Consider the following 26,266-nt stretch of genomic DNA (forward strand, 5'->3'; position numbering starts at 1 on the left):
GCCGCTCCGTTTTTCATTCAAACAATCCGTTTCTCAGTCGGCCTTGCTGCGGCGGGCCGGGAAGAGGATGACATCGCGGATCGACGGTGCGTTGGTGAGCAGCATGATCAGGCGGTCGACGCCGATACCGAGACCACCTGCGGGCGGCATGCCCTGGTCGATCGCATCGAGAAACTCTTCGTCGAGCTGCTTTTCCTTCTCGCCTCGGGCGTGAGCCTGTTCGAGCTGCTCGACCATGCGGCGGCGCTGTTCTTCCGGATCGTTAAGTTCGGAGAAGGCGTTGCCGAGTTCCCAAGCGTTGCAATAGGTTTCGAAACGTTCCACAAGGCGCGGCTCGCCAGGCACTTCCTTGGCGAAGGGAGATATGTCCTTCGGGAAATGCGTAACGTGTGAGGGCTGGATCAGCGTCTGCTCGACCTTTTCTTCGAAGATGAAGGCCAGGCATTCGCCCCAGGTCCAGTCCTTCTCGACTTCGAAGCCGGCAGCCTTGGCGGCGGCGCGGGCTTCCTCGTCCGTCTTCATCGCCAGGAAATCGATGCCAGTGACTTCCTTGACGGCGTCAGGCATCGGAACGCGCTTGAACGGACCCTTGAACGACATGGTCTTGTCGCCGAAGGGGAATTCCGTCGTGCCGTGGATGGAGAGCGCCAGGGTCTCGAACAGCCGCTCGACGAGGTCCATGATGTCCTCGTAATCGGCATAGGCCCAGTAGCACTCCATCATCGTGAATTCCGGATTGTGCCGGGTGGAGACGCCTTCATTGCGGAAGTTGCGGTTGATCTCGAAGACTTTGTCGGTCAGGCCCGAAACCAAGGTACGCTTCAGGAACAGTTCCGGCGCGATGCGCAGGTACATGTCGAGCTTCAGCGTGTTGTGATGCGTCTTGAAGGGCTCGGCGGTGGCGCCGCCGTAGACCGAATGCAGCATCGGCGTTTCGACTTCCATGAAGCCGTCATTTTCCATGAAGCGACGGATGCCGGATAGGATCTTCGAGCGCTGCTGGAAGCGCCGCTTCGATTCCTCATTGGTCATGATGTCGAGATGGCGCTTGCGATAGCGCAGCTCGATGTCGGAGAGGCCATGCCACTTTTCGGGCATCGGCAGCAGCGACTTGGTCAACATCTCGATCTTCTGCGCGTTGATCGTCAGTTCGCCGCGCTTGGTGCGTCGCACGATGCCGGTCACACCGATGATATCGCCAATATCGATCATCGGCAGCAAGGCGCGGGCTTCCTCGCCTGTAACGTCCTTGTGGGAGAAGATCTGGATCTTGCCCGAGGCGTCATGGATATCCATGAACATGCCGGAATTGCGCGAAGAGTAGACGCGGCCGGCGACGGTCACGACATCCTGCGTTTCGACGTCCGGCTCCAGGCCTTCGTATTTCGCGGCAAGGTCAGCATTGCTCATCGTCCGGTGGAAATGCGCCGGATAGACTTCGCCAATCTGCTCGCGCAGCAGCTTCAGCTTCTGCGCGCGTACTTCCGTTGCGTCGGAAGAGAGGGTGTTTTCGGTCTTGTTGTCAGCCATTGTCGAAATCCTCTGACTGTTCTTACTTCGAGCCGACGAGCGCGGCGACTGCCTGCGAGGCGAGTTTCAAGCGCTGGCGTACGACCGAGCGGCCCAGGATCGCCATGGAATCGAAGAGCGGCAGCGAGCGCGACGAACCGGAGACGGCGACGAAGAGCGGTGCGACGACGACCTTCAGCTTCTTGCCCATGCGGTCGGCGACGGCGCGCAATTCCGCCTCGATCGTCTCGACGTTCCACTCCAGGATCTTTTCGAGATCCGGCTGGACGGTATTAAGGATCTCGAGGATCTCTTCCGGAGGCGATTTGATCTTGGCGAAGTCGGACGGCTGCAGGCTGAGATCGGACTTCAGCAGGAAGCCGGCGAGATCGGGCAGTTCACCGAGCTTGGAAATCCGCGTCTGCGACAGGCGCAGGCCTGCCTGCAGGCGGTCATTCTCCATTGCCCAGGATATCACGCGGGCGCGGAATTCCTCTTCCGACAGCTTTTCGCGGATCCAGCGACCATTCAGCCAGTCGAGCTTTTGGATGTCGAAGATCGCACCGGCCTTGGAGAGATTTTCCGGATCGAATTTTTTGGAGAGCTCGTCCATGGTCAGCAGCTCTTCGCCTTCGGCGATCTGGATGAAGAACAGGCCGAGGAAGTTCATCAGCGCTTCCGGTATATAGCCGAGCGCGGAATAATAGGAGATCGAGGTCGGGTTCTTGCGCTTCGACAGCTTGGACTTGTCGGCGTTGCGCATCAGCGACAGATGCATGAACACCGGCTGGTCCCAGCCGAAATACCGATAAAGCAGGATATGCTTCGGCACGGAGGCCAGCCACTCCTCGCCGCGGGCGACATGGGTGATCTTCATCAGATGGTCGTCGATGACGTTTGCCATGTGATAGGTCGGCATGCCGTCGCCCTTGATGAGCACCTGCATATCGACGGAATCCCACGGGATTGACACGTCACCATAGACGCCATCGGTGAAATCGCAGGAGCCCTCGGTCGGGATCTTCATGCGGATGACGGAGCTTTCGCCTGATGACATCTTGGCCGTGACTTCTTCAGCCGTGAGGCTCAGGCAGAGACCGTCATATTTCGGCTGCTTGCCGGCAGCGCGCTGGGTTTCGCGCATCTGCTCGAGGCGTTCAGGCGTGCAGAAACAGCGGAAGGCATGGCCCTTGTCCAGCAGTTCCTGGGCGTAAGGCTGATACATGTCCTTTCGGTCAGACTGGCGATAGGGGCCATAGGGGCCGCCAATATCGGGACCTTCCTTCCATTCCAGCCCGCACCATTTCAGCGCATCCAGCACCTTCGTCTCGAATTCAGGGGTCGAACGCGTCGCATCGGTATCCTCGATGCGCAGAATGAACTCGCCGCCGTGCTTCTTAGCAAAGAGGTAGTTGAAGAGAGCGATGTAAGCAGTGCCGACATGCGGCTCGCCGGTCGGCGAGGGAGCGATGCGGACGCGGACGCCGGAAGCTGTCATTTTATGTGCCCGTCAATGAATGCCGAGCGGCTTTTCAATGAAAGCGACGTTCGGCCTGGAGAATGCAGATATCTTTTCGGAAACCAGCTGGAGGAAGGCTTCTGCCCGCAAAATCCGCCGATTATCCTGATGGCTGCGCTTAGGCCATATTCAAAAGGGCGCGTCAAGAAAAACCGCTTCTGATAGGGGCTTCCTGCCTCTCCGGGCGGCCGCTTCGGATGATCTGTTCGTCGAGGTGAAGCATCGCGACCACATGAAGCAGGCGATGTTTGGTTTTTCAGGAAGGTCGCCATTCGCGGAACAATCTCCGCCTTACCGAGTAAGGCGGAGGAACAATTGTTCTCAGGTGGATAGGCAGTCTCAGTAGCCGCCCTCGCGCTTTCGCCGGCGCCCGTTTCTCGCGAGCATGTTCAGCACCTCGACGAGGGCCGAGAAGGCCATGGCGGCGTAGACGTAGCCCTTCGGCACGTGGAAGCCCATGCCGTCGGCAATCAGAGTCGTGCCAATCATCAGCAGGAAGGCGAGCGCCAGCATCACGATCGTCGGGTTGCGCTCGATGAAATTGGCGAGGGGCGTTGCGGCGACAAGCATGACCGTGACGGCGGCGATGACGGCGATGATCATGATCGGCAGATGCGGGGTCATGCCGACGGCAGTGATGATGCTGTCCACTGAGAAGACGAGGTCGAGCAGCAGGATCTGCCCGATCGCCGAAGCAAAGCTCGTTGATGTCGCGCCTGCAATGAAATTCTCCTGATGATCCTCCGGATCGACGTTGTGGTGGATTTCCTTGGTAGCCTTCCAGACGAGAAAAAGACCGCCTGCGATGAGGATCAGATCCTTCCAGGAGAAGCCGTGGCCGAAGAGATCAAAAAGCGGCTCGGTGAGCTGGACGATCCAGGCGACCGTGCCGAGCAGGGCAAGACGCATGACGAGAGCAAGGCCGATACCGGTCTTGCGAGCCCTTTCCCGATGCTCAGGCGGCAGCTTGTTGGTGAGGATCGAGATGAAGATGAGGTTGTCGATCCCGAGAACCACTTCCATCACCACGAGTGTGACAAGCGCCACCCAGGCAGCCGGGTCCTGGATAAGCGTCATGATATCCTGCATCGGCGTATTTCCCCTTTGCGTCGCCTATGGACGCGGACAATCTATCGATACGGGCCTGTCGGGCAAGCGCCGCAAGGGGGTATACGAAAATGATCAGGCTTTTATTCCTTGATCGGCAGCCAGATTTCCGTGATACCCATCCCGGTATAGGGATCAAAGCGGTCATCGTAGCGTTCGAACATGTCGGGCATGCTGCCATGTTCAAGGCCAGACGTCGGCCACCAGTTACCGAAGATCAGGTCCATCGTGGCGGGAATGCCGGAGACATGACCACGATGGGAGAAGACGGCGTAGCGCTGGGCCGGCAGCTTCAAAGTCGTAAAGTCTTCCGGCAGATCGTCGGCATCGGATATCTCGGCGGCAGCCATATAGCGGAATTTCTCCGCCTCGCTGTCGATATGGGTGCAGATGCCGTAGGCGACATTGCCCTTCTGGCTGGGGATATGGCCGAAATGCTGGTTGAATTTCTGCCAGAGCGAGGGGATGGCAGCATTGCCGCCATAGGCATAGATCTCCTGCAGGCCGGCGAAAAGCATCGGCGGCAGGGTTTCGAAACGAGGCGGTTCGAGATCATTGAGGTTTGCGGTTTTCATTCTGATGGGCTCCATCAAAGCGAGATTGCGAATGTGTCCTTGTCGTCGCACCGCATCCGGCGTCATGCCGAACTGGTCACGAAAGGCACGCGTGAAGGCCTCGTGCGAGCCGTAGCCCGCGCCAAGGGCAACCTCGAGAATGCTGGATGAGCCTGAGATGAGAGACAACGCGGCGACGCTCAGACGCCGCGCGCGGATATAGCCGCCGATCGAATGGCCAGTTACCAGGCCGAAGACACGCGACAGATGATAGCGCGACAATCCGGCGGCTTCAGCGATTTCGTCGAGACTTATATTGGTTTCGAAATGGCTCTCGATGAACCATATCGCCCGTCCGATGGCGCTCATCTCTTCTCCCTTGGTTGCCGCTTTATTCCTAGAGGAAATGCGGCCGCCGGATTTGATCGCTATTGCGCAAATCCGGCGGAAAACCAAATCGGGGTAGGGATCAGGATCAGGCGGGTTCGCGTTTGCGAACGCCGTAGGCGGCCATGAAGACATAGATCGCGCCACGGATGACACGTTCCATCTCGCTGCGTGGCGGCGGTCCGTCCATATTGCCGAAGAGGCGAAGCTTGAAGAAGCTGCCGCTTGCGAGGTCGAGGAACTGACCGGCGGCGAGATCGATATCGTCGATCTTCAGCGTGCCGGCTTGCACATGCCGCTCCAGGAAGTCGTGCATAATGGTGCGCAGGTTCTGCGGACCCTTGAAGAATCGTTGACAGAGAAGCGGCATGCGCTCGCGCACGCCGAGCACAGTGCGCATGGCATCGATGACCTTGTCTTCGGTCATGTGGGTGATGAAGGTCATCCCGAATTCATACAAGCCAGCTTCGACGTCGTCATGCTCTGCGAGCACCGAACGAACGGCTGCGACGAAGGCAGCGCGCTCGGTCTCGATCATGGCGTGGAAAAGCTCTTCCTTGTTGGCAAAGTAGACATAGAGCGTTCCCTTGGAAACGCCGGCCTCGCGGGTGACGTCATTCATGCTGGCCGCGTCGAAGCCCATCTTCATGAACACGCGCCGGGCACCATCAAGAATCTGCTGGCGCTTGGCCGGATCTTCGCCCGCAGCAAAGCGGCCTCCCGGATTAGGGGGGCTGAATACGGCGGTGATCTCAGGCTTCAGTGTCATGTCTCCTTAACCGTCTTCGCGAATTCGACTTTTCTTTCACAGAAATCGAACCGATTGGTTCTATGCATCTTGATATGAAGTCAAAAACCCTTTATGTCAACTGAACCGAACCGTTCAGTTCGATTATTTTACTCCAGATCGGTAGTCTGTATATGTCGACCAACCAGAAAAGCAACGTCGCGCGCATCGTAAGCGAAAATGCCGACGCCGAAGAGGTGAAAGCGGAAGCCGCAGCTCCTGCCGAAGCCCCGAGGGCAGAAGCACCGCGGACGGCTCCTGCGCAGTCTGCGCCTGCCGTCGCACCGGCTGCTGCCGCTCCTAAGAAACGCCGCAGCTTGGTGCTGCCTGTTGTCGTGCTAGCCCTTCTCGCCGGCGCCGGCTGGTATGGCTACGACTGGTGGACCAACGGCCGCTTCCTCGTGTCGACCGACGACTCCTACATCGAGGGCGATATTGCGACGATCTCGCCGAAGGTTACCGGCTATGTCGCGAAGGTGAATGTTGTTGCCAACCAGGAAGTCAAGGCGGGCGATGTTCTCGCCACGCTTGATAACGGCGACTACCAGAACGCCCTCGATCAGGCGAACGCGCAAATCGCGACCGAGCAGCTTTCTCTGAGCCGTATCGACGCGCAAATCGAAGGCGCCAAGGCGAGCCTCGCGCAGGCGCAGGCCCAGAAGACCGCTCTCGAAGCCACCGTGCGCGGCGCTGAGATCAAGCAGAAGCGCCAGAGCGACCTGCAGGCAAAGTCGGTCGGCACGACAGCCGATCTCGATGACGCCAATACCGCACTCGATCAGGCCAAGGCAAACCTTGCCGGCGGTGACGCCAATATCGTTGCTGCCCAGGCCAACATTGCGATCCTCGAAGCGCAGCGCAAGGAAGCCGAGGGATCTGTGCGTACGCTGGAAATCCAGCGCGACAAGGCCGCCCGCGACCTCTCCTTCACCGTGCTGAAGGCACCTTATGACGGCGTCGTCGGTAATCGTTCGGTTCAGGAAGGCGATCTCGTTTCGCCCGGCCAGCGGCTCATGGCGCTGGTGCCGACCCGTCAGCTCTATATCGATGCCAACTTTAAGGAAACGCAGATCCAGCATCTCGTTCCCGGTTCGAAGGTGAACGTCCACGTCGACGCTTATAGCGATTATCCTGTGGTCGGCACCGTTGAATCGATCTCGCCGGCCTCCGGTTCGGTCTTCTCGATGCTGCCGCCGGAAAACGCAACGGGCAACTTTACCAAGATTATCCAGCGTGTGCCGGTTCGCATAGCGCTGCCGCAGGATGCGCTTGATAGCGGTCGCCTGCGCGCCGGTCTCAGCGTCGTCGTCGACGTCGATACCCGCACGGCGCCGGTGAAGTAAGGTCCCAGGGCGGAGGTAGTCCCATGGCCGGGAGTGCGACAGCAACGGCAGGTTCGATTCCGGCAGCGCACGCGCATGCCGCCGATCGGATGGATCCGAAGAAGCTCATCGCCTTCTTCGCTATGGTGCTCGGCATGTTCATGTCGATTCTCGACATTCAGATCGTCTCCGCCTCGCTTGCCGAAATCCAGGCCGGTCTTTCTGCGGGTTCGGACGAAATCGGTTGGGTGCAGACGGCCTATCTGATTGCGGAAGTCATCATGATCCCGCTGTCGGGCACGCTCGCGCGGATTATTTCGACGCGTTACCTTTTTGCGATTTCGGCTGCCGGTTTCACCATGTCGAGCGCTCTGGCCGCGACGGCGACGAATATCGACCAGATGATCGTCTATCGCGCCATCCAGGGCTTCATCGGCGGTGGCATGATTCCATCGGTCTTTGCGGCTGCATTCACGATTTTCCCGCCGTCGAAGCGCGCAATCGTCTCACCGATCATCGGCCTCATCGCCACGCTGGCGCCGACCATCGGCCCGACGGTCGGCGGTTATCTGAGCCACGCCTTTTCCTGGCATTGGCTGTTCCTGGTCAATATCGTGCCCGGTATCATCGTCACACTCGTCACCTGGAACTTCATCGATTTCGATAAGCCGGAACTGTCGCTCTTCAAGAAATTCGACTGGTACGGATTGCTTGCCATGGGCGTTTTCCTCGGTGCGATGGAATATGTGCTCGAAGAGGGCAACTCGAACGACTGGTTCAATGACAGCTACATTGTCGCCGGTGCCGTTGCTTCGGCTGTCGCCGGTGTCATTTTCTTCTACCGGGCCTTTACGGTTGAATTTCCGGTCGTCGATCTAACGGCCTTTGCCAACCGAAACTTCTCCTTCGGTTCGGTATTCTCCTTCGTTATGGGCATCGGTCTTTACGGCCTGACCTATATCTACCCGGTCTATCTCGGCCGTATCCGCGGTTACGATTCGCAGATGATCGGCGAGACGATGTTCGTGTCGGGCCTTGCGATGTTCTTCACCGCGCCGATCGCCGGCCGGCTTTCGACGAAGCTTGACCTGCGCATCATGATGGTGATCGGCTTCGTCAGCTTTGCGGCGGGCACCTATATCATGACGCATCTGACGCAGGATTGGGACTTCTACGAGCTCTTCATCCCGCAGATCCTGCGCGGCTTCGGCCTGATGATGTGTATGGTGCCGATCAACAACATCGCACTCGGCACCTTGCCGCCGCAGCGCATCCGCGGGGCCTCCGGTCTCTTCAACCTCACGCGGAACCTCGGTGGTGCCGTTGGCCTTGCTGTCATCAACACCGTGCTGACCAGCCGCCAGGACGTGCATTACGAACGCCTGCGGGAGAGTGTGCACTGGGGCAATACGGCAGCGATCGACCAGATGAACAACATGGCCGCCAACTTCAACAATTGGGGTCTGGATGGGGAGAATGTCGCTGTCAAGCAGATGGTCGGTCTCGCCACCAAACAGGCGGTCATCCTTTCCTTCGGTGACGTCTTCCTGATGCTGACCGTGCTGTTTCTGGCGATGATCCTGGGCGTCTTCATGATCAAGAAACCGGCGCCGCAAGGCGGCGGAGGCGGTGGCGGCCACTGACCTCCGGCTGCCATTCGCAAGAAAGGCCCTCTTCGGAGGGCCTTTTTGTTTTTCAGCATGAGCGGTTCACTCCTCCGTAGCAGGACGTTTTCCCCTTACGCATTTTTTGATTTACGTACATCAGATTTGGCGCTAATGGTCTCTTCCAGGAGGAGTGATGAGGCCAACTGTTCATGATATCGCCGCTGCGGCGGGCGTCAGTCTTGCGACCGTGGACCGGGTTTTGAACCAGCGGCCGGGGGTGCGCCACGTGACCCGGGAGAAGGTGCAAAACGCCATCCGCGATCTCGGCTATGTGCGCGACGTAGCGGCTGCAAACCTTGCTAAGGGTCGCGTCTATCCGCTGACCTTCATCCTGCCCGCCAGCGACAACTCCTTCATGCATGGCTTGAATGCCGAAATCCGCGCGGCGGTCGCGCGCTCGGCGACTGAACGCACCGATATCCACATCGTCGAGGTACCTGCCTTTGATTCCCAGGCGCTGGTGCGCGAGCTGGAAACGGTGGCTGCCGAAAAGCCTGCCGGAGTGGCGCTTGTGGCTACGGATGCGCCCGATGTGCGCGCGGCCGTGGACCGGCTGGTCCATGACGGCATTCCGGTCGTTACTCTCGTTTCCGATCTGACGGGATCGCTGCGTCATCATTATGCCGGCGTCGATAACATCGCCGCGGGACGCACCGCCGCGCGTCTGCTCGGTCGCTTCCTCGGCGGTGCCAAGGGCGAACTCGCCATTCTCGCTGGCTCCATGCTGGTGCGCGACCATCGCGAGCGCTTGGAGGGCTTTGCCTCCGTCATGGCGCAGGAGTTTCCAGCGCTGCATCTTACGCCGGTACTCGAAGGCCGGGATGACCCCGAGGTCGCGCATATGCTGATTGCCGATGCGCTTGCCAGGAATGACGGCATTATCGGCATCTACAGTCTTGGCGCCGGTAATCGCGGCCTTATCCGCGCATTGAAGGAAAAGGCCGTCGACAGGCCGCTGACGGTGATTGCCCACGAATTGACGGCGCATACGCGCGCTGCCCTTCTCGACGGCACTATCGACGCAATCCTCAATCAGGATGCCGGCCATGAGGTGCGTAGTGCGATCCGTGTTCTCAAGGCAAAGGCGGACGGGCTTGCGGTCATCGACGCGCAGGAGCGTATCCGCCTCGACATATTCCTGAAAGACAACCTGCCGTAACGGCAAAGGGAGAAACACCACATGTATCTGGGTCTCGATCTCGGAACTTCGGGCGTCAAGGCGATGCTGATCGACGGTGATCAGAAGATTATCGGCTCGGCCAATGGTTCGCTCGACGTCTCGCGCCCGCATTCCGGTTGGTCCGAGCAGGAGCCGGCTCATTGGATTCGCGCCACCGAAGAAGCTGTCGCCGGGCTCAAGGCGAAGCATCCGAAGGAGCTTGCGGCGGTCAAGGGCATCGGCCTTTCCGGCCAGATGCACGGCGCGACGCTGCTCGACGCTTCCGATAATGTCCTGCGTCCCTGCATCCTCTGGAACGACACGCGTTCCTATGTCGAGGCTGCGGCACTCGACGCCGATCCGCGTTTCCGCAAGCTGACCGGCAACATCGTCTTTCCGGGCTTCACCGCGCCGAAGCTCGCCTGGGTCGCCAAAAACGAGCCCGAGATCTTCGCGAAGGTGGCCAAGGTTCTGCTGCCGAAGGATTATCTGCGCCTCTGGCTAACGGGCGAGCATATTTCGGAAATGTCAGATTCGGCTGGCACGTCCTGGCTCGATACCGGCAAGCGCGCTTGGTCGTCGGAACTGCTGGCAGCCACAAATCTCGACGAAAAACAGATGCCTACTCTGATTGAAGGCACAGAGCAGGGCGGCAAGCTGCGCGGCGAGCTAGCCTCGGCCTGGGGCATTTCAGGCGATGTCGTGGTTGCCGGTGGGGCTGGCGACAATGCGGCTTCGGCCTGCGGCATGGGTACGGTCAGCGATGGCGCCGCCTTCGTGTCGCTCGGCACGTCAGGCGTCCTCTTTGCCGCGAACGCCTCCTATCTGCCAAAGCCGGAAAGCGCCGTGCATGCCTTCTGCCATGCGCTGCCGAACACCTGGCACCAAATGGGGGTCATCCTGTCGGCCACCGACGCACTGAACTGGCATTCTTCCGTCACCGGTAAGTCAGCTGCTGATCTGACCGGCGAACTCGGTGAGAGCCTAAGGGCGCCGACGGGCGTGACCTTCCTGCCGTATCTCTCGGGTGAGCGCACGCCGCACAATGATGCGGTCATCCGCGGCGCCTTCATCGGCCTCGCGCATGAAAGCAGCCGTGCCGTGCTGACACAGGCGGTGCTGGAAGGTGTATCCTTTGCGATCCGCGACAATCTCGAAGCCCTTCGTTCGGCCGGTACGGATATTTCCCGCGTCACGGCGATCGGCGGCGGTTCGCGGTCGCGCTATTGGCTGGCCTCGATCGCGACTGCGCTCGGCGTTCCGGTCGACTTGCCGGCGGACGGTGATTTTGGTGCTGCCTTTGGTGCCGCCCGCCTCGGCCTCATCGCAGCAACCGGTGCTGATCCGGTTGCCGTCTGCACTCCGCCGGTAACTGCCGGCACGATCGAGCCTGTCGCCGCCCTCAGCGGCGCCTATGAAGATGCTTACAAGCGCTACCGCGCGGCCTATCCGGCGATCAAGTCGCTGGCCCATTGATCCATCCATAAGAACTGAACCCAAGGAGAACCCAAATGAGCACCGGATTTTTCGGCGACATCCAGAAAGTGAAGTACGAAGGCCCCGACAGCACCAATCCGCTGGCCTTCCGCTATTATCAGCCGGACGAGATCGTCCTCGGCAAGCGCATGGAAGATCATCTGCGTTTCGCCGTTGCTTACTGGCACACCTTCACCTGGCCTGGCGGCGACCCCTTCGGCGGTCAGACCTTCCTGCGGCCGTGGTTCGAAGACACGATGAAGGCTGCCAAGCTCAAGGCTGACGTCGCTTTCGAATTCTTCTCGCTGCTCGGGGCGCCTTACTACTGCTTCCATGACGCCGACGTGCGTCCGGAAGGCAAGAATTTTGCCGAAAACACCAGGAATCTGAACGAGATCGTCGATTACTTCGCCGAGAAGCAGGCTGCCACCGGCACCAAGCTGCTCTGGGGCACGGCGAACCTCTTCTCCAACCGCCGCTACATGTCGGGTGCTGCGACTAATCCGGATCCGGAGGTCTTTGCTTTCGCTGCCGCGACGGTCAAGACCTGCATCGACGCCACGCAGAAGCTCGGCGGGGAGAACTATGTTCTGTGGGGTGGCCGCGAAGGTTATGAAACCCTGCTCAACACCGATATTGGTCGCGAGCTCGATCAACTCGGCCGCTTCCTCAACCTCGTCGTCGAGTACAAGCACAAGATCGGCTTCAAGGGCACGATCCTCATTGAGCCGAAGCCGCAGGAGCCGACCAAGCACCAGTATGACTATGACGTCGCGACCGTCTACGGCTTCCTCAAGAAGCACGGCCTCGAAAACGAAGTGAAGCTCAATATCGAGCAGGGCCATGCGATCCTCGCCGGCCATTCCTTCGAGCATGAGCTGGCGCTCGCCAATGCGCTCGGCATCTTCGGCTCGATCGACATGAACCGCAACGACTACCAGTCCGGTTGGGACACCGACCAGTTCCCGAACAACGTTCCGGAAATGGCGCTTGCCTACTACCACGTCCTGGCAGGTGGCGGCTTCAAGACCGGCGGCACCAACTTCGACGCCAAGCTGCGCCGTCAGTCGCTTGACCCGGCAGACCTGCTGATCGGTCATATCGGCGGCATGGATTGCTGCGCCCGCGGCCTGAAGGCTGCTGCCAAGATGATCGAAGACAAGGCCCTCTCGCAGCCGCTCGCAGACCGCTATGCGGGCTGGAATTCGGCTGAAGGCCAGAAGCTCTTTCGTGGTGAATATTCGCTGGAAGAGATCGCGCAGTGGGTCGAAGGCAAGGACGTCAACCCGCAGCCGAAGTCCGGCAAGCAGGAACTGCTCGAAAACATCGTCAACCGCTACGTTTGATTGCCGGTCTGACTTTTTGAAGAGCCGGGGAGCGAACGCTTCCCGGCTTTTTTCGTTAGCGAAGCTGGCGATGACGCTGCACTGGTCGGGCAGACAGAAATCTGGCATGCCATTGGCGACCGCGATGAAACGGTGTGGAGCATTTCATGGCAGACGATCGCAAACTGCATTGGGAAAATGTCTATTCGACGAAGGGTGAAACGGATGTCAGCTGGTTTCAGGAAAGCCCGTCGCCGTCCCTCGAATTGATCCATCTTGCGCAAACAAAACAATCGGACGCGATCGTCGATATCGGCGGTGGAGCTTCAAGGCTGGTCGATAGCCTTCTTGCCGAAGGATTTCGCGATGTAACGGTGCTCGATCTCTCGGAAGCCGCACTGGATACGGCGCGAAAGCGACTCGGCGCCAAAGGTGACGAGGTAAAGTGGATTGCCGCTGACGCCACCCTTTGGGAGCCACCGCTGGCTTACGACATCTGGCACGATCGCGCAGCCTTTCATTTCCTGACTGATGAGACTCAGCAGACGGCCTATATCGAGCGGCTGAAGCGCGGTTTGAAATTCGGCGGCCATCTGATTATGGGGACGTTCGCCCCTGACGGGCCGGAGAAGTGCAGTGGCCTGCCTGTCGCGCGTCACAGTCCGGACAGTCTGGGAGATCTTCTCGGAGCAGGTTTCAAGCTGATCGACAGCCGTCGCCACGATCATTCGACACCTTGGGAGAGCGTGCAGAAATTTCAGTTCAGCACGTTCAAACGGATCGCATAAGTCGAAGCTGGACCTCAATGGCGGCCTTGTCGATGATCGACCAGACGTTCGCGATCTTCTCGTCCAGGAATTCGTAGAAGACGTTTTCAGCGAACTGCACCTTCCTACCGTTGACCGGAAGACCGAACAACTCGCCCCTGGGTGTGCAGTTGAACTGCAGACGGCTTGCCACGCGCGGCGGCTCGCAGATCAGCAACTGAATGTCGAAGAAGAGATCGGGAATGGCGCGAAAATCGCCTTCGAGCATCTCGCGGTAGCCGGACAGGCCAATGTGCTCGCCATTATAGCGAACATGTTCGTGGACGAAGTTTCTCAGGTTATCCCAATCCTGCCCGTTCAGGCAGGCAATGTAACCTCGGTACCTGTCAGCCAGCAGATCTCGCGACATCTAGATTGCCTCGACTTCACAAGGAGTCCGTCGCCAAAATTAGGACTGTATGGAGTTCCGGCAATGGCAGATTGGTAACTTCGAACCTATCGTTTCTGCCAGTGGCGCGGCGGTGCCGAGACGGAGTTTCGCACCACGAGATCCGGCCGCAGCAGGATCTCCGTCTCGGCCGGTCGGGCGTTGGAGAGCAGTTCGAGCAGCAGGGCCATGGCCTGTTTGCCGATCGCTGTGCGCGGCTGGCGAATGGTCGTTAGCGACGGGCTCATGAAGACGGCCTGAGGCACATCGTCAAAGCCGGTCACGGAGAAATCCTGCGGAATATTATAGCCGCGGGCGTTAAGGCCAATCATAACGCCGATTGCCGTCTGGTCGTTCACGCACATGAAGGCGGTCGGCAAGGTGTCGCGCATAAAGAGTTGCTCCACGGCATGACGGCCGCTCTCGATCGTGCCGTCGCCTTCCAGCACGATGCGCATGTCCTTCGGGACACCGGCGGCATCGAGGCCTGCGTCATAACCCTGGCGGCGGCGGCTGTAGGCGAGGCGGGTGCGGGATTCGCCGATAAAGGCGATCTTGCGATGTCCTTCCGCGAGCAACAGGTCTACAGCTTTCCTCGCGCCTTCGATATCGTCGACGCCGACATAGGGAATGCCGCCGTTGAAGACCGGCTCGAAGACGCCAACGCTCGGCGGCAGCTGGGCCGTCACGGTCTGATGGCCGAAGGGCAGGATGCCGGTGAAGAGGATGAGGCCTGCCGCCTGGTTGGAATTGAAGAATTTCAGATATTCGAGGCCGCGCTGCGCGTCGTTCTGCGTGTGGCCGATGAGGATGCCGTAGCCATGGGCGCGGGCCTCGTTCTCCAGGCCGATCAGGATGTTGGAAAAATTGGGGTCGCCGATATCGGGCGCCACCACAAGAATCATGTTGGAACGGCCAAGCCTCAGGCTGCGTGCCATCGCGTTGGTCGTGTAGCCGGTGACGGCAATCGCCTGATTGACCTTCAGCCGCGTGGAATTGGCCACCTTTTCAGGCGTATGGATTGCCCGGGAAACCGTCGCGATGGAAACTTCAGCGATCCGGGCGACGTCTTCGATGGTTGCGGGCGTGGAATTCGACACGGGGGCTCTGCCTTGGGCTGTCTTCGCCGCACACTACACAGACTTACCGAGAGGTCAAAGGCGGCCGCCAACAAGTCTGTGTAAATCAACGATGTAAACCTTTACATGCCTGATGTAAAGGTTTACATATGCCAAACATAAGCGGACGGGAGCCGCAGGGAGAAAATTATGACCGTCGATAGCGCAGAGGCTGCGCCAGTGGTGTTGTCCGCCAGGCGCATTTGCAAGTCTTTCAGCGGCGTACAGGTCCTCTTCAGCGTCAATTTCGATCTTCGCGCCGGTGAGATCCATGCGCTGATGGGGGAAAACGGCGCCGGAAAATCCACTCTCGTCAAGATTCTCTCCGGTTTCGAGCAGCCGACTTCAGGCGAAATCCTGCTTGACGGCAAATCCGTCGTGCTACCCCCGAACGGTGCCGCCGAAGCGCTCGGCATTGTCATCATCCATCAGGAATTCAACCTCGCCGAACACTTGACCGTGACCGAGAGCCTGTTCCTGGGTCGCGAGGTCACGCATTTTGGCGTGCTCGACCGCAAATACATGCGCGCGGAGACGCGCCGGGTGCTGGACATGCTTGGTTCGCATGTCGACGAGAATGCGATGATCAGCTCGCTTTCGATCGCCGACAAGCAGATGGTCGAGATCGCCAAGGCCATCAGTCGCGATGCCCGTGTCGTCTTCATGGACGAGCCGACGGCCGTATTGTCGCGCGAAGAAACCAATATGCTCTTCAAGCAGGTGCGTAAGCTGCGCGAAAAGGGCACCAGCTTTGTCTTCGTGTCGCACAAGCTCGACGAAGTCATGGAATTGACCGACAAGGTCACCGTGCTCCGCGACGGCCAGTGGGTCAAGACGGCGCCAACTTCCATGCTTGATGGAGAGTCCATCGCGCAGCTGATGGTCGGCCGCGAGCTCTCCAGCCTCTATCCCACCAAGGTGGAGCCTAATGTGGACGAGGAAGTGGTTCTTCGCGTCAGCTCGGTTTCGACCGGCTATGTGCAGGACGCGAGCTTCGAGGTGCGTAAGGGGGAAGTCATCGGTTTCTCCGGCCTGATTGGCTCCGGCCGTACGGAATTGATGGAAGCGATCGCCGGCTTGCGTTCGCGCCTGTCGGGCGAGGTCGTCATTCACGGGGAAGTCGTCCATTCGGGTGATGCGCGCGCGGCCAATCGCGCCGGCCTTGCCTATATGACCAAGGATCGCAAGTCGAAGGGGCTGCTGCTCGGCTCGGGCATGATTGCAAACCTGACGCTTCAGTCTCTGGAACGCCACGTCAGCCACGGTTATTTGAGCCCGAGCAGCGAGGCGGCCGCGCTTGCCAGGGCCAAGCGTCGTTTCGACATCCGCGTGCGCGACGGCAATATCATCGCCGGTCGCATGTCAGGCGGCAATCAGCAGAAACTGCTTCTCGCCAAGGTCATGGAAACCGAGCCAGAGATCATCATCATCGACGAGCCGACGCGCGGCATCGATGTCGGCACCAAGCAGCAGATCTATCATTTCATCTCGGCGCTCGCCCGCGATGGGCGGTCGATCATCGTCGTATCCTCGGAAATGCCGGAGATTATCGGTCTCTGCACGCGCGTGGCGGTCATGCGCGAAGGCCGGATCGTCGGCATCCTCGAAGGGGATGAAATTTCCGAACAGGAAATCATGCGTTACGCCGCGGGGCTGAAGCGCCAGGCAGCGGCCTGATGCCGGCAAAGCGCGGCGTTGCCGCGCGCGGGACAAAGAAGTGCCCAGCGATCATGGGACGGGAGGTCAGTTTTGGAAATGAGTATTAACGAGGAGACCAGGGAAATCCGGCGCAGGTCCTGGCGTGACATCGATCTGCGCGCGGTTGCACCCTTTGCCGCACTGGCTTTGCTTCTCGTCGTGGGCGCATTGGTCAATCCCAATTTCATCGGCATCACCAATCTCACGAATGTCGCGACGCGCTGCGCCTTCATCGCGATCATCGCCGTCGGGGCGACTTTCGTGATCTCGGCCGGCGACCTCGACCTGTCCGTCGGCTCGATGGTGGCCTTCGTCGCCAGCCTGATGATCCTGCTCATCAATTCCGGCGTCATCGCCGATCCTACGCTGATGCTGACAGCAGCTGTTGCCTTTGCCGTGGTTGCCGGTGCGCTCTGTGGTCTCGCAAACGGCCTCATCACCACAGTCGGCAAGATCGAACCCTTCATTGCTACCCTCGGCACAATGGGCATTTATCGCGGCCTGACAACATGGCTGTCGCAGGGTGGCGCGATCACGCTGCGCTCGGCTGATATCCAGACGCTCTACCGTCCGGCCTATTTCGGCAACATCCTCGGCGTTCCAGTGCCGATCGTCGTCATTCTCCTCGTCACGGCCATCGCGGCCTTCATCCTTTACCGCACGCGCTACGGCCGCCATGTCGTCGCAGTCGGCTCGAACAGCGATGTTGCTCGCTATTCCGGCATTGCGGTCAACCGCGTTCGCACCATCGCCTTCGTCATCCAGGGGCTGTGCGTAGCGATCGCCGTGCTGCTCTATGTGCCGCGCCTCGGGTCGACTTCGGCAACGACCGGCATCCTGTGGGAGCTGCAGGCCATTACGGCTGTCGTCGTCGGTGGTACGGCGCTGAAGGGTGGCGCGGGCCGTGTCTGGGGCACGATCTGCGGAGCCTTCATTCTCGAGCTCGTCGGCAACATCATGCTGCTTTCGAACTTCATCAGCGAGTACCTCATCGGCGCGATCCAGGGTGCAATCATCATCATCGCCATGCTGGTGCAGCGGTCGCTCGTGCGCAAATCGTAAGACAAGTCCGCTTCTCGGATTGGCCGGGCTATCCAGGGCACCCGGCTCGAATTGAAAAGTCCCTGATATCTTTGGGAGGAAATAGCATGCGCAAGCTCATGTTGGGTCTGGCGGTTGCGGGGGTGGCTTTTGCCGGCGCAGCCTACGCCCAGGACAAGAATTACACGATCGGCGTGTCCATTCCGGCCGCCGACCACGGCTGGACATCGGGTGTGGTGTTTCACGCCGAGCGCATTGCCAAGAAGCTGATGGCAGAACATCCGGGCCTGAACGTCATCGTCAAGACCTCGCCGGATGCCGCAACGCAGGCAAACGCCGTGCAGGACCTCGATACGCAGGGCATCGACGCGCTCGTCATCCTGCCGTCCGATCCGGATCCGCTCGTCAACGCCATCAAGGAAGTCAAGGGCAAGGGCAAGTTCGTTGCACTCGTCGACCGCGCGCCGTCGAACAACGACAATTCCGTACGTGACCTCTATGTCGCTGGCAACAACCCGGCGCTCGGTGAAGTTGCCGGCAAGTACATTGCCGAAAAGACTCCGGAAGCTCAGGTTGTCGTCATCCGCGGTCTGCCGATCCCGATCGATCAGCAGCGCCAGGACGGTTTCGATAAGGGTATCGCTGGCTCCAAGGTCAAGGTTCTCGATCGCCAGTATGGCAACTGGAACCGCGACGATGCCTTCAAGGTCATGCAGGACTATCTGACCAAGTATCCGAAGATCGACGTCGTATGGTGTCAGGATGACGATATGGCTGTCGGCGTTCTCCAGGCCATCGAGCAGGCCAAGCGCACCGACATTCAGTATGTCGTTGCCGGTGCCGGCTCCAAGGACATGATCAAGAAGGTCATGGACGGCGACAAGCTGATCCCGGTCGACGTTCTCTATCCGCCGGCAATGGTCGGAACGGCCATGGAACTGACGGCTGCTTCGCTCTACGATCAGGTTCCGGTTCACGGCAACTACATCCTCGACGCAACGCTGGTCACCAAGGATAATGCCAAGAACTTCTACTTCCCGGATTCTCCGTTCTGATATCTGCTTTCATGCATGCGCCCGTTCGAAAGGATGGGCGCATTTTTCGTACCTTCAGACAAGTTGAAGCCAAAATGCGGCACGTACCTCTTGCCGTTCCGTGGCGAGCGTGATTAGTTCCAGACCGCGTCGATTTTTGGCTCCCCCGCTAAATCCTTCGCATAGGCGGGGAGGCGCCTTTCTTATCGAACGGCGCGCTAAGATTTCTCGAAAACGTTTACGATCGATATTCAGGGAGGAAACTGACATGAAGACGATCAAGGGACCAGGCCTGTTCCTCGGGCAGTTTGCCGGCGATACCGCTCCTTTCAATTCCTGGGACGCGATCACAAAATGGGCGGCCGATATCGGCTACAAGGGCGTGCAGGTTCCGACCTGGGCAAGCCAGCTCATCGACCTCAAGAAGGCTGCAACGTCCAAGGACTACTGCGATGAATTCGCAGGCAAGGCACGTGAAAACGGTGTCGAGGTGACCGAACTCTCCACCCACCTGCAGGGTCAGCTCGTTGCCGTTCATCCGGCCTATGACGAAGCCTTTGATGGTTTTGCCGCACCCGAAGTGCGTGGCAACCCAAAGGCCCGCCAGGAATGGGCCGTTCAGCAGGTCAAGTACGCGCTGACCGCTTCGAAGAACCTCGGTCTCAAGGCTCATGCGACCTTCTCCGGCGCGCTTGCCTGGCCTTTCATCTATCCGTGGCCGCAGCGTCCGGCCGGTCTCGTCGAGACCGCCTTTGACGAGCTTGCCCGCCGCTGGAAGCCGATCCTCGACCATGCCGACGAAAATGGCATCGACGTCTGCTACGAAATCCATCCGGGTGAAGACCTGCATGACGGCATCACCTACGAGATGTTCCTGGAGCGTGTCGGCAACCATCCGCGCGCCAACATGCTCTACGATCCGTCGCACTACATCCTGCAGTGCCTCGACTATCTCGACAATATCGACATCTACAAAGACCGTATCAAGATGTTCCACGTCAAAGATGCGGAGTTCAATCCCAACGGGCGTCAGGGCGTTTACGGCGGATATCAGGGCTGGGTCGAGCGTGCCGGCCGCTTCCGCTCGTTGGGCGACGGCCAGGTCGATTTCGGCGCCGTGTTCTCCAAGATGACGGCCAACAATTTCGACGGCTGGGCCGTGGTCGAGTGGGAATGCGCGCTGAAGCATCCTGAAGACGGTGCGCGTGAAGGCGCTGAATTCGTTTCGGCGCACATCATCCGCGTCACCGAGAAGGCCTTCGACGATTTCGCTGCCGGCGGTACTGACCAGGCCGCTAACCGGCGCATGCTGGGTCTGGCGTAAGCCGGTTTCGAGAATTCGAGGAGAATATAATGGCAATTGAAGCATCATCCGAACAGACCCGCGAGCCACGCATCCGGCTCGGCATGGTGGGTGGCGGGGCAGGGGCCTTCATCGGCGCCGTGCACCGCATCGCAGCGCGTATCGACGACCAGTATGACCTGATCGCCGGCGCGCTGTCATCCACGCCGGAAAAGGCTGTTCAGTCCGGTCGCGATCTCGGTCTCGATCCCTCGCGCACCTATTCCAGCTACCGCGAAATGGCGATCCGCGAAGCCAAGCTGAAGAACGGTATCGAAGCCGTTTCCATCGTCACGCCGAACCACGTGCATTATGACGCCGCCAAGGAATTCCTGCGCCGCGGCATCCACGTCATCTGCGACAAGCCGCTGACGTCCAACCTTGCCGACGCCAAGAAGCTGAAGAAGGTTGCCGACGAAAGCGGCGCGCTCTTCATCCTGACGCATAACTATACAGGCTATCCGATGGTTCGTCAGGCGCGCGAAATGGTCGCCAACGGCGAACTCGGCGATATCCGCATCGTCCAGGCTGAATATCCCCAGGATTGGCTGACGGAAGCGATCGAGCAGTCCGGCCAGAAGCAGGCTGCATGGCGCACCGACCCGGCGCAGTCGGGTGTCGGCGGTTCGACCGGTGATATCGGCACACATGCCTATAACCTGGCTTCGTTCATCACAGGCCTCGAGCTCGACAGCCTTGCTGCTGACCTCGACAGCTTCGTGCCGGGCCGTCGTCTCGACGACAACGCCCATGTGATGCTGCGCTTCAAGGCCAAGGGTTCGGAAAAGCCGGCCAAGGGCATGCTCTGGTGCAGCCAGGTGGCACCGGGCCATGAGAACGGCCTCAAGGTGCGCATTTATGGCACCAAGGGTGGTCTCGAATGGGTCCAGGCCGATCCGAACTATCTCTGGTACACGCCGTTCGGCGAGTCCAAGCGGCTGATTACCCGCAACGGCGCCGGGTCCGGTGCCGCCGCCGCCCGCGTTTCCCGCGTTCCCTCGGGTCATCCGGAAGGCTATCTTGAAGCCTTTGCGACGATCTATACGGAGGCCGCACATGCCATTAACGCTCACAAGAAGGGCAAGGCTGTCGACAAAGCCGTGATCTATCCGACCGTTGATGATGGCGTGAAGGGTGTCGCTTTCGTCGAAGCTTGCGTCGCCTCCTCGAAGCGCAACGGCGCCTGGGTGAAGGTCTGACGTTTAGCGCTGACCAAGCGCATATCATGAGAACGCCGAGGCGGTTTTACCGTCTCGGCGTTTGCATTTCTTTTATGTTCAGGCAGCAGCGTTGCGATCGCGCTTCAGCAGGTTATCCACACTGAATGGGCCTGCGCCGGCTGCGACCAGATAGAGGAAAACGAAGCAGAACAGGATCGCGGCAACGCCGCCATTCTGTGCCGGATAAAAATTCTTCGATGCATGGCCGATGAAATAGGCAGAAGCCATGAGGCCAGAAAGCACGAAGGCCGCAATGCGTGTCCGGAAACCGATCAGCACCAGGAAACCGAGTGTGAGTTCAATGAGGCCGGCAACCCAGGAAAGCGATCCGACGGGCGGCACGCTTGCCGCGGTCGGGAAATGCAGGATCTTCTGTGTTCCGTAGCTGAAAAGCACGAGGGACGAGACGATGCGCAGCAGGCTCAAGAGATGCGGCTGCAGCAGATGGATCGAAGAAAGCATTCGTTTCCTTTCATATTATGATGCCTTTTCCCGTGTAAGGATCGGGATCGCCACAGCAAGTCACGACTGCTGACATTGGCGTTATGAGATCGAGAGAAACGGTCTGTGGCAGCCTTGCCGCTCTCTTGTCTTTCCTCCTGTAACGTTGCAGTTTTTCCGTCTACCGGCCTGTACTTTGCGTTCGGGCTTGGCTAGACCCGGCGCAAACGGTCAGTCCACAATTGAGAGATGGGATTTAGAGATGCTCGATCCGAAAACGCTTGCAGACCGCTTCCCCGGCGATTTCACCTTCGGTGTTGCCACCGCCGCCTTCCAGATCGAGGGTGCCAGCAAGGCAGATGGCCGCAAGCCGTCCATCTGGGACGCTTTCTGCAATATGCCCGGCCGCGTCTATAATCGCGACAACGGCGATGTCGCCTGCGACCACTATAATCGGCTGGACCAAGACCTCGATCTCATCAAGGATATGGGCGTCGACGCCTATCGTTTCTCGATCGCCTGGCCGCGGATCATCCCCGATGGCACCGGCCCAGTGAATGAGAAAGGCCTCGATTTCTACGATCGTCTCGTCGACGGCTGCAAGGCGCGCGGCATCAAGACCTTCGCGACGCTCTACCATTGGGATCTGCCACTGCTGCTGGCCGGTGACGGCGGCTGGACGGCACGTTCGACGGCTTATGCCTATCAGCGTTATGCCAAGACCGTCATGAATCGCCTCGGCGATCGTCTCGATAGCGTCGCCACCTTCAACGAGCCTTGGTGCATTGTCTGGCTCAGCCACCTCTACGGCATTCATGCGCCGGGCGAGCGCAACATGCAGGCGGCGCTACACGCCATGCACTACATGAATCTGGCGCACGGTCTCGGCGTCGAGACAATCCGTTCGGAGGCGCCGAACGTGCCCGTCGGTCTGGTGCTCAATGCTTCCTCCATCATTCCGGGCTCGGACCGCGCGGCCGATCTTGCTGCCGGCGAGCGCGCGCATCAGTTCCACAACGGTGCCTTCTTCGATCCCGTCTTCAAGGGCGAATATCCCAATGAATTCGTGGAAGCACTCGGCGACCGCATGCCCATCATCGAGGACGGCGATCTCAAGATCATCAACCAGAAGCTCGATTGGTGGGGCCTCAACTATTACAAGCCGGAGCGTGTCGCGGACGATGAAAGCCGCAAGGGCGATTTCCCCTGGACAGTCGAAGCGCCTCCGGCAAGCGACGTGAAGACCGATATCGGCTGGGAGGTCTACTCGCCGGGCTTGAAGCTGCTCGTCGAGGATCTCTATCGCCGTTACGATCTGCCGGAATGCTACATCACCGAGAACGGTGCCTGCGACAATACCGGTGTCATCAATGGAGAGGTCGATGACGTCATGCGCCTCGACTATGTCAGCGACCATCTCAACGTCGTCGCCGACCTGATCAAGGACGGTTATCCGATGCGCGGCTATTTTGCCTGGAGCCTGATGGACAATTTCGAATGGGCGGAAGGCTATCGCATGCGCTTCGGCCTCATCCATGTCGATTACGAAACGCAGGTCCGCACCGTCAAGAAGAGCGGCAAGTGGTATCGGGAACTCGCCAGCCAGTTTCCGAAGGGCAATCACAAGGCTGTCTGAGCCGACGGGTTTTCGGCAGGGCATCTGTCCCCTGCCGTTTCAGATCGCATTCAATGTTTTTTGCCGCGGCGAGACGTTTCCCTCTCGTCATTTTCCGGCCGTCACTGAAATTGAGCGCGAGCAGCGAAAGCTGGACGGAACCGGCCAGTATTTCCGGAAACTGCATGATGTGGAAAGGGTCGCGAAGCTCAAGCCCCTGGCGGCAATGATCTTCATGCGCATGCGTTTCCTGTCGGTAGCCGGCGAATGACGGCCGCGGGCAAGCGAAAAGCCGCTGCCGCCGGTGATTGTGATTGCTGGAATCAAAAGACAGAGGCCGATCAGGATCGCCTTCTTGACTGCAAGGATGGCGGTCTCATCCAGAAGAAATTCAGAAATCAGCGTTGCGCTCAGGAAACTCGCGATGCTGCGGCGTTTGATACCGATGTAAATGGGGAGCCGGATTCTTGATAATTCTCAAATTTTTAAGCGTTTCTTGACCGTTGACTGCAAAGATTTCCTGAACGGGGAGTTGTATGAATTGCCGGCAGTCATGAGGTCTAGAAGCAACGGATCAGGCTTGGGTCGCCATACCACGGTTACTGGCGTGCTTTTTTCCTTTGCGGTCATCGTCGCTGTTGTCACCGTCATGGTTCTAACTGCGCTGGAACGCGTTGCCGAAAATGCCAATACTCTCGACGACGAGCGTTCGCGCGAAACGACCGTTGGCGCTCTCAAGACCTTCGAAGACCAGCTTGCCGCCACGCTAGACGATTATGCCGCCTGGGACGATGCGGCCGCCAATGTCTACCGTCCGGAAGGCATGGCATGGACCATCAGCAATTACGGTGAGATGTCGGCCAACAGCTCCCTTTTTGACATGGCGGTCGTTATCGACGACCAGAAAAAGACCGTGATGGCTTACCAGGACGGTTCGCCGATGGAAAAGCCAGTCAGCGGCTTTTTCGGCCCATCTCTCTGGCTCCTTCTGGAGGAGGCGCGCGCGCCCGGTGCCGGCGGCAAGCCGCAGGCAATCGGTTTCCTCAAGACTGAAAGGGGGATTGCTGCCGTCGGTGTTGCGCTCGTGCGCGAGAAATCCGGTGCGCTCGATGTGCCGAGCGGTCAACATCGCTACCTGATTTTTGCCCGGCATCTCGATGATGCCAAGGTCTCGGCTCTCGGTACGACTTACGTGCTAAATGGATTGCGGCTGGTGCCTGCGGATTTTGCCGCTGCCTATTCGGTCGAGATCGCCGACCCCGCCGGTGCAGTTCTCAGCAAGCTCGTCTGGATCTCGCGATCGCCCGGCGATATTGGTTATGCGCAGGTCAGGCCCATGGTCATCCAGGCGCTCGGTCTTGTCGGCCTGTTCTTCATCGTCCTGCTCATCATCGGCTGGCTGGCCGGACAACGCCTGAAGGCAGAGGAAAACCGTGCGCGCGAAGAAGCGCTTCGCGATCGCCTGAGTGGCCTTTTCAACCGTGACGGCCTGGGGCTTGCGGTCGACAGCTTCATTGCGGAAGCTCGGCAGACGAAGCGTAACGTCCTGCTGCTCTACCTCGACCTCGACGGGTTCAAGGAAGTCAACGACAGTTACGGCCACGGCACTGGCGATCAGCTCATCCGGGCCGTCGCGGCCGGACTGGATGTGCTGATCCCCGGTGGTGCGGTGCTCGCACGCATTGGCGGTGACGAGTTCGCAATCGCTTTCTTTTCGGACGCGGAAAACGCCGCTGCACTGCAGCTCGCCGAGCAAATTCTCGATTTTCTTGCCGAACCTCTGGAGGTCGGTCGCCGGATTGTCGTCGTCGGCGCCAGCATCGGCATTGCCATGTCGCCGCTTGGCTCGGTGGACCGTGAAGAACTGGTGCGTCGCGCCGATCTTGCCATGTACAAGGCAAAGGAAGCTGGCCGTGCCCGCATGACGCTTTACGAGCCCGCCATGGATGCGGATCGCGCACAGCGCAATGCGCTGGAACTTGACCTGCGTATGGCGATCGAAAGCGGCGATCTGACGCTTGCCTACCAGCCGTTGGTAGACGCAGCGACTCACGAGATGAATGGCGTTGAGGCGCTGGTGCGCTGGAACCGACCGGGTCACGGCCCGGTTTCGCCTGAGATATTCATCCCGATTGCCGAGACGAGCGGGCTCATCGAATCCCTCGGCCTGTTTGTGCTGCGCAAAGCCTGCGAGACGGCAAAGCAATGGCCGGAGCTGAAGATCTCAGTCAACGTTTCCCCAGGGCAATTCCGCAATCCCGCCTTTACCGATTATGTTCGTTACGTCCTAAAACAGACGGAGATCGAAGCGAGCCGCCTCACGCTGGAAATCACAGAAGGCTACATGATCCAGAACCCGCAGCGTACGCGCCAGTCGATCGAGCGGCTGAAGTCGCTCGGGGTGAAAGTGGCGCTCGACGACTTCGGCTCCGGTTTCTCGTCGATCGGCTATCTTCGCCAGTTCGGCTTCGACCGCATAAAGATCGATCGCTCGCTGGTGACCGACATTACGACTGACAGCCGCCAGCGCGAAATGCTGCAAGCCACCGTGGCGCTTGCGCGCGCGCTCGACATTCCCGTCACGGCCGAAGGCATCGAGACGGAAGAGCAGGCCGTTGGCCTGCGTCTCTTCGGCTGTGATTGTCTGCAGGGTTATTTCTTCGGCAAACCGATGGCGGCCGACCAGATCAACGGCCTGTTGCAGGAACGCCGCAAGATCCAGCCGCAGCGCCGCTTCGCAGGCTAAAATCT

General features: G+C 59.4%; 22 protein-coding genes. 14 read left to right on the top strand and 8 right to left on the bottom strand.

Annotated elements, in window-relative coordinates:
• Positions 1 to 33: 33 nt before the first annotated feature.
• The 5 genes from lysS to FHX08_RS28075 form a co-directional block, all read right to left on the bottom strand.
• Entirely contained in the window at positions 34 to 1,530 is a 1,497-nt protein-coding gene (lysS, locus tag FHX08_RS28055) for a lysine--tRNA ligase (protein WP_184328076.1), read from the bottom strand.
• 22 nt (positions 1,531 to 1,552) lie between these two features.
• Positions 1,553 to 3,007, bottom strand: a complete 1,455-nt coding sequence (gltX, locus tag FHX08_RS28060; RefSeq protein ID WP_132657119.1) for a glutamate--tRNA ligase — start codon at positions 3,005 to 3,007, stop codon at positions 1,553 to 1,555.
• A 360-nt stretch (positions 3,008 to 3,367) separates the two neighbouring features.
• Positions 3,368 to 4,117 (bottom strand): TerC family protein, encoded by a 750-nt coding sequence (locus tag FHX08_RS28065; RefSeq protein WP_132657118.1) that lies wholly within the window; start codon positions 4,115 to 4,117, stop codon positions 3,368 to 3,370.
• A gap of 101 nt (positions 4,118 to 4,218) precedes the next feature.
• Positions 4,219 to 5,058, bottom strand: coding sequence for an AraC family transcriptional regulator (locus FHX08_RS28070; protein WP_132657117.1), 840 nt, complete (start codon positions 5,056 to 5,058; stop codon positions 4,219 to 4,221).
• Positions 5,059 to 5,164: 106 nt separating this feature from the next.
• On the bottom strand, positions 5,165 to 5,845 hold the full coding sequence (locus FHX08_RS28075; protein WP_132657116.1) for a TetR/AcrR family transcriptional regulator: 681 nt from the start codon (positions 5,843 to 5,845) through the stop codon (positions 5,165 to 5,167).
• Between the two features lie 152 nt (positions 5,846 to 5,997).
• On the opposite strand from FHX08_RS28075, the gene FHX08_RS28080 reads away from it, so the two are divergent.
• The 6 genes from FHX08_RS28080 (at position 5,998) to FHX08_RS28105 (ending at position 13,600) form a co-directional block, all read left to right on the top strand.
• Positions 5,998 to 7,206, top strand: a complete 1,209-nt coding sequence (locus FHX08_RS28080; protein ID WP_132657115.1) for an HlyD family secretion protein — start codon at positions 5,998 to 6,000, stop codon at positions 7,204 to 7,206.
• Positions 7,207 to 7,229: 23 nt separating this feature from the next.
• A complete protein-coding gene (locus FHX08_RS28085; RefSeq protein ID WP_132657114.1) occupies positions 7,230 to 8,828 on the top strand; it encodes a DHA2 family efflux MFS transporter permease subunit in 1,599 nt (532 codons plus the stop codon).
• 157 nt (positions 8,829 to 8,985) lie between these two features.
• Positions 8,986 to 10,011: a LacI family DNA-binding transcriptional regulator gene (locus FHX08_RS28090; RefSeq protein WP_184328077.1), complete on the top strand. Its 1,026-nt coding sequence runs from the start codon at positions 8,986 to 8,988 to the stop codon at positions 10,009 to 10,011.
• 21 nt (positions 10,012 to 10,032) lie between these two features.
• Entirely contained in the window at positions 10,033 to 11,487 is a 1,455-nt protein-coding gene (gene xylB, locus FHX08_RS28095) for a xylulokinase (protein ID WP_132657112.1), read from the top strand.
• Between the two features lie 35 nt (positions 11,488 to 11,522).
• Positions 11,523 to 12,833, top strand: coding sequence for a xylose isomerase (xylA, locus tag FHX08_RS28100; RefSeq protein WP_132657111.1), 1,311 nt, complete (start codon positions 11,523 to 11,525; stop codon positions 12,831 to 12,833).
• A gap of 146 nt (positions 12,834 to 12,979) precedes the next feature.
• Positions 12,980 to 13,600 carry a class I SAM-dependent methyltransferase gene (locus tag FHX08_RS28105; RefSeq protein ID WP_132657110.1) on the top strand — a complete coding sequence of 207 codons (621 nt, stop codon included), beginning with the start codon at positions 12,980 to 12,982 and terminating at the stop codon, positions 13,598 to 13,600.
• Here FHX08_RS28105 and FHX08_RS28110 read toward each other — a convergent pair.
• Both FHX08_RS28110 and FHX08_RS28115 read right to left on the bottom strand, forming a co-directional pair.
• Positions 13,584 to 13,988: an ester cyclase gene (locus FHX08_RS28110; protein ID WP_132657109.1), complete on the bottom strand. Its 405-nt coding sequence runs from the start codon at positions 13,986 to 13,988 to the stop codon at positions 13,584 to 13,586. The two genes, FHX08_RS28105 and FHX08_RS28110, sit on opposite strands and share 17 nt — an antisense overlap.
• Positions 13,989 to 14,074: 86 nt before the next feature.
• Positions 14,075 to 15,106, bottom strand: coding sequence for a LacI family DNA-binding transcriptional regulator (locus FHX08_RS28115; protein ID WP_132657108.1), 1,032 nt, complete (start codon positions 15,104 to 15,106; stop codon positions 14,075 to 14,077).
• A 168-nt stretch (positions 15,107 to 15,274) separates the two neighbouring features.
• On the opposite strand from FHX08_RS28115, the gene FHX08_RS28120 reads away from it, so the two are divergent.
• From FHX08_RS28120 to FHX08_RS28140, 5 genes are all read left to right on the top strand, one after another.
• Entirely contained in the window at positions 15,275 to 16,801 is a 1,527-nt protein-coding gene (locus tag FHX08_RS28120; protein WP_132657107.1) for a sugar ABC transporter ATP-binding protein, read from the top strand.
• Between the two features lie 78 nt (positions 16,802 to 16,879).
• Positions 16,880 to 17,884 (top strand): ABC transporter permease, encoded by a 1,005-nt coding sequence (locus tag FHX08_RS28125; protein ID WP_132657106.1) that lies wholly within the window; start codon positions 16,880 to 16,882, stop codon positions 17,882 to 17,884.
• Between the two features lie 86 nt (positions 17,885 to 17,970).
• Entirely contained in the window at positions 17,971 to 18,918 is a 948-nt protein-coding gene (locus tag FHX08_RS28130; protein ID WP_132657105.1) for a substrate-binding domain-containing protein, read from the top strand.
• 247 nt (positions 18,919 to 19,165) lie between these two features.
• Positions 19,166 to 20,221, top strand: coding sequence for a sugar phosphate isomerase/epimerase family protein (locus tag FHX08_RS28135; RefSeq protein WP_184328078.1), 1,056 nt, complete (start codon positions 19,166 to 19,168; stop codon positions 20,219 to 20,221).
• A 29-nt stretch (positions 20,222 to 20,250) separates the two neighbouring features.
• Complete coding sequence (locus tag FHX08_RS28140) at positions 20,251 to 21,438, top strand: Gfo/Idh/MocA family protein (protein WP_132657103.1); 1,188 nt, start codon at positions 20,251 to 20,253, stop codon at positions 21,436 to 21,438.
• Between the two features lie 78 nt (positions 21,439 to 21,516).
• Here the strand turns inward: FHX08_RS28140 and FHX08_RS28145 are convergent, their stop codons facing one another.
• Positions 21,517 to 21,921 (bottom strand): DoxX family protein, encoded by a 405-nt coding sequence (locus FHX08_RS28145; protein WP_184328079.1) that lies wholly within the window; start codon positions 21,919 to 21,921, stop codon positions 21,517 to 21,519.
• Positions 21,922 to 22,162: 241 nt separating this feature from the next.
• Here FHX08_RS28145 and FHX08_RS28150 point away from each other — a divergent pair, with 241 nt between their 5' ends.
• From FHX08_RS28150 to FHX08_RS28160, 3 genes are all read left to right on the top strand, one after another.
• The gene (locus tag FHX08_RS28150; RefSeq protein ID WP_132657101.1) at positions 22,163 to 23,536 is read left to right on the top strand and encodes a GH1 family beta-glucosidase; all 1,374 of its coding nucleotides are present in this window, start codon (positions 22,163 to 22,165) and stop codon (positions 23,534 to 23,536) included.
• A 246-nt stretch (positions 23,537 to 23,782) separates the two neighbouring features.
• Positions 23,783 to 23,986 (top strand): hypothetical protein, encoded by a 204-nt coding sequence (locus tag FHX08_RS28155; protein WP_132657100.1) that lies wholly within the window; start codon positions 23,783 to 23,785, stop codon positions 23,984 to 23,986.
• A gap of 82 nt (positions 23,987 to 24,068) precedes the next feature.
• Complete coding sequence (locus FHX08_RS28160) at positions 24,069 to 26,261, top strand: EAL domain-containing protein (RefSeq protein WP_132657099.1); 2,193 nt, start codon at positions 24,069 to 24,071, stop codon at positions 26,259 to 26,261.
• Positions 26,262 to 26,266: the final 5 nt, after the last annotated feature.

The organism is Rhizobium sp. BK529 (assembly GCF_014194105.1).
Classification (GTDB): domain Bacteria; phylum Pseudomonadota; class Alphaproteobacteria; order Rhizobiales; family Rhizobiaceae; genus Rhizobium.

What these genes read in the sequence shown, in the direction of transcription:
- lysS (WP_184328076.1), bottom strand. Translation starts at nt 1,530, where the DNA reads ATGGCTGACAACAAGACCGAAAACACCCTCTCTTCCGACGCAACGGAA.
- gltX (WP_132657119.1), bottom strand. Translation starts at nt 3,007, where the DNA reads ATGACAGCTTCCGGCGTCCGCGTCCGCATCGCTCCCTCGCCGACCGGC.
- FHX08_RS28065 (WP_132657118.1), bottom strand. Translation starts at nt 4,117, where the DNA reads ATGCAGGATATCATGACGCTTATCCAGGACCCGGCTGCCTGGGTGGCG.
- FHX08_RS28070 (WP_132657117.1), bottom strand. Translation starts at nt 5,058, where the DNA reads ATGAGCGCCATCGGACGGGCGATATGGTTCATCGAGAGCCATTTCGAA.
- FHX08_RS28075 (WP_132657116.1), bottom strand. Translation starts at nt 5,845, where the DNA reads ATGACACTGAAGCCTGAGATCACCGCCGTATTCAGCCCCCCTAATCCG.
- FHX08_RS28080 (WP_132657115.1), top strand. Translation starts at nt 5,998, where the DNA reads ATGTCGACCAACCAGAAAAGCAACGTCGCGCGCATCGTAAGCGAAAAT.
- FHX08_RS28085 (WP_132657114.1), top strand. Translation starts at nt 7,230, where the DNA reads ATGGCCGGGAGTGCGACAGCAACGGCAGGTTCGATTCCGGCAGCGCAC.
- FHX08_RS28090 (WP_184328077.1), top strand. Translation starts at nt 8,986, where the DNA reads ATGAGGCCAACTGTTCATGATATCGCCGCTGCGGCGGGCGTCAGTCTT.
- xylB (WP_132657112.1), top strand. Translation starts at nt 10,033, where the DNA reads ATGTATCTGGGTCTCGATCTCGGAACTTCGGGCGTCAAGGCGATGCTG.
- xylA (WP_132657111.1), top strand. Translation starts at nt 11,523, where the DNA reads ATGAGCACCGGATTTTTCGGCGACATCCAGAAAGTGAAGTACGAAGGC.
- FHX08_RS28105 (WP_132657110.1), top strand. Translation starts at nt 12,980, where the DNA reads ATGGCAGACGATCGCAAACTGCATTGGGAAAATGTCTATTCGACGAAG.
- FHX08_RS28110 (WP_132657109.1), bottom strand. Translation starts at nt 13,988, where the DNA reads ATGTCGCGAGATCTGCTGGCTGACAGGTACCGAGGTTACATTGCCTGC.
- FHX08_RS28120 (WP_132657107.1), top strand. Translation starts at nt 15,275, where the DNA reads ATGACCGTCGATAGCGCAGAGGCTGCGCCAGTGGTGTTGTCCGCCAGG.
- FHX08_RS28125 (WP_132657106.1), top strand. Translation starts at nt 16,880, where the DNA reads ATGAGTATTAACGAGGAGACCAGGGAAATCCGGCGCAGGTCCTGGCGT.
- FHX08_RS28130 (WP_132657105.1), top strand. Translation starts at nt 17,971, where the DNA reads ATGCGCAAGCTCATGTTGGGTCTGGCGGTTGCGGGGGTGGCTTTTGCC.
- FHX08_RS28135 (WP_184328078.1), top strand. Translation starts at nt 19,166, where the DNA reads ATGAAGACGATCAAGGGACCAGGCCTGTTCCTCGGGCAGTTTGCCGGC.
- FHX08_RS28140 (WP_132657103.1), top strand. Translation starts at nt 20,251, where the DNA reads ATGGCAATTGAAGCATCATCCGAACAGACCCGCGAGCCACGCATCCGG.
- FHX08_RS28145 (WP_184328079.1), bottom strand. Translation starts at nt 21,921, where the DNA reads ATGCTTTCTTCGATCCATCTGCTGCAGCCGCATCTCTTGAGCCTGCTG.
- FHX08_RS28150 (WP_132657101.1), top strand. Translation starts at nt 22,163, where the DNA reads ATGCTCGATCCGAAAACGCTTGCAGACCGCTTCCCCGGCGATTTCACC.
- FHX08_RS28155 (WP_132657100.1), top strand. Translation starts at nt 23,783, where the DNA reads ATGACGGCCGCGGGCAAGCGAAAAGCCGCTGCCGCCGGTGATTGTGAT.
- FHX08_RS28160 (WP_132657099.1), top strand. Translation starts at nt 24,069, where the DNA reads ATGAGGTCTAGAAGCAACGGATCAGGCTTGGGTCGCCATACCACGGTT.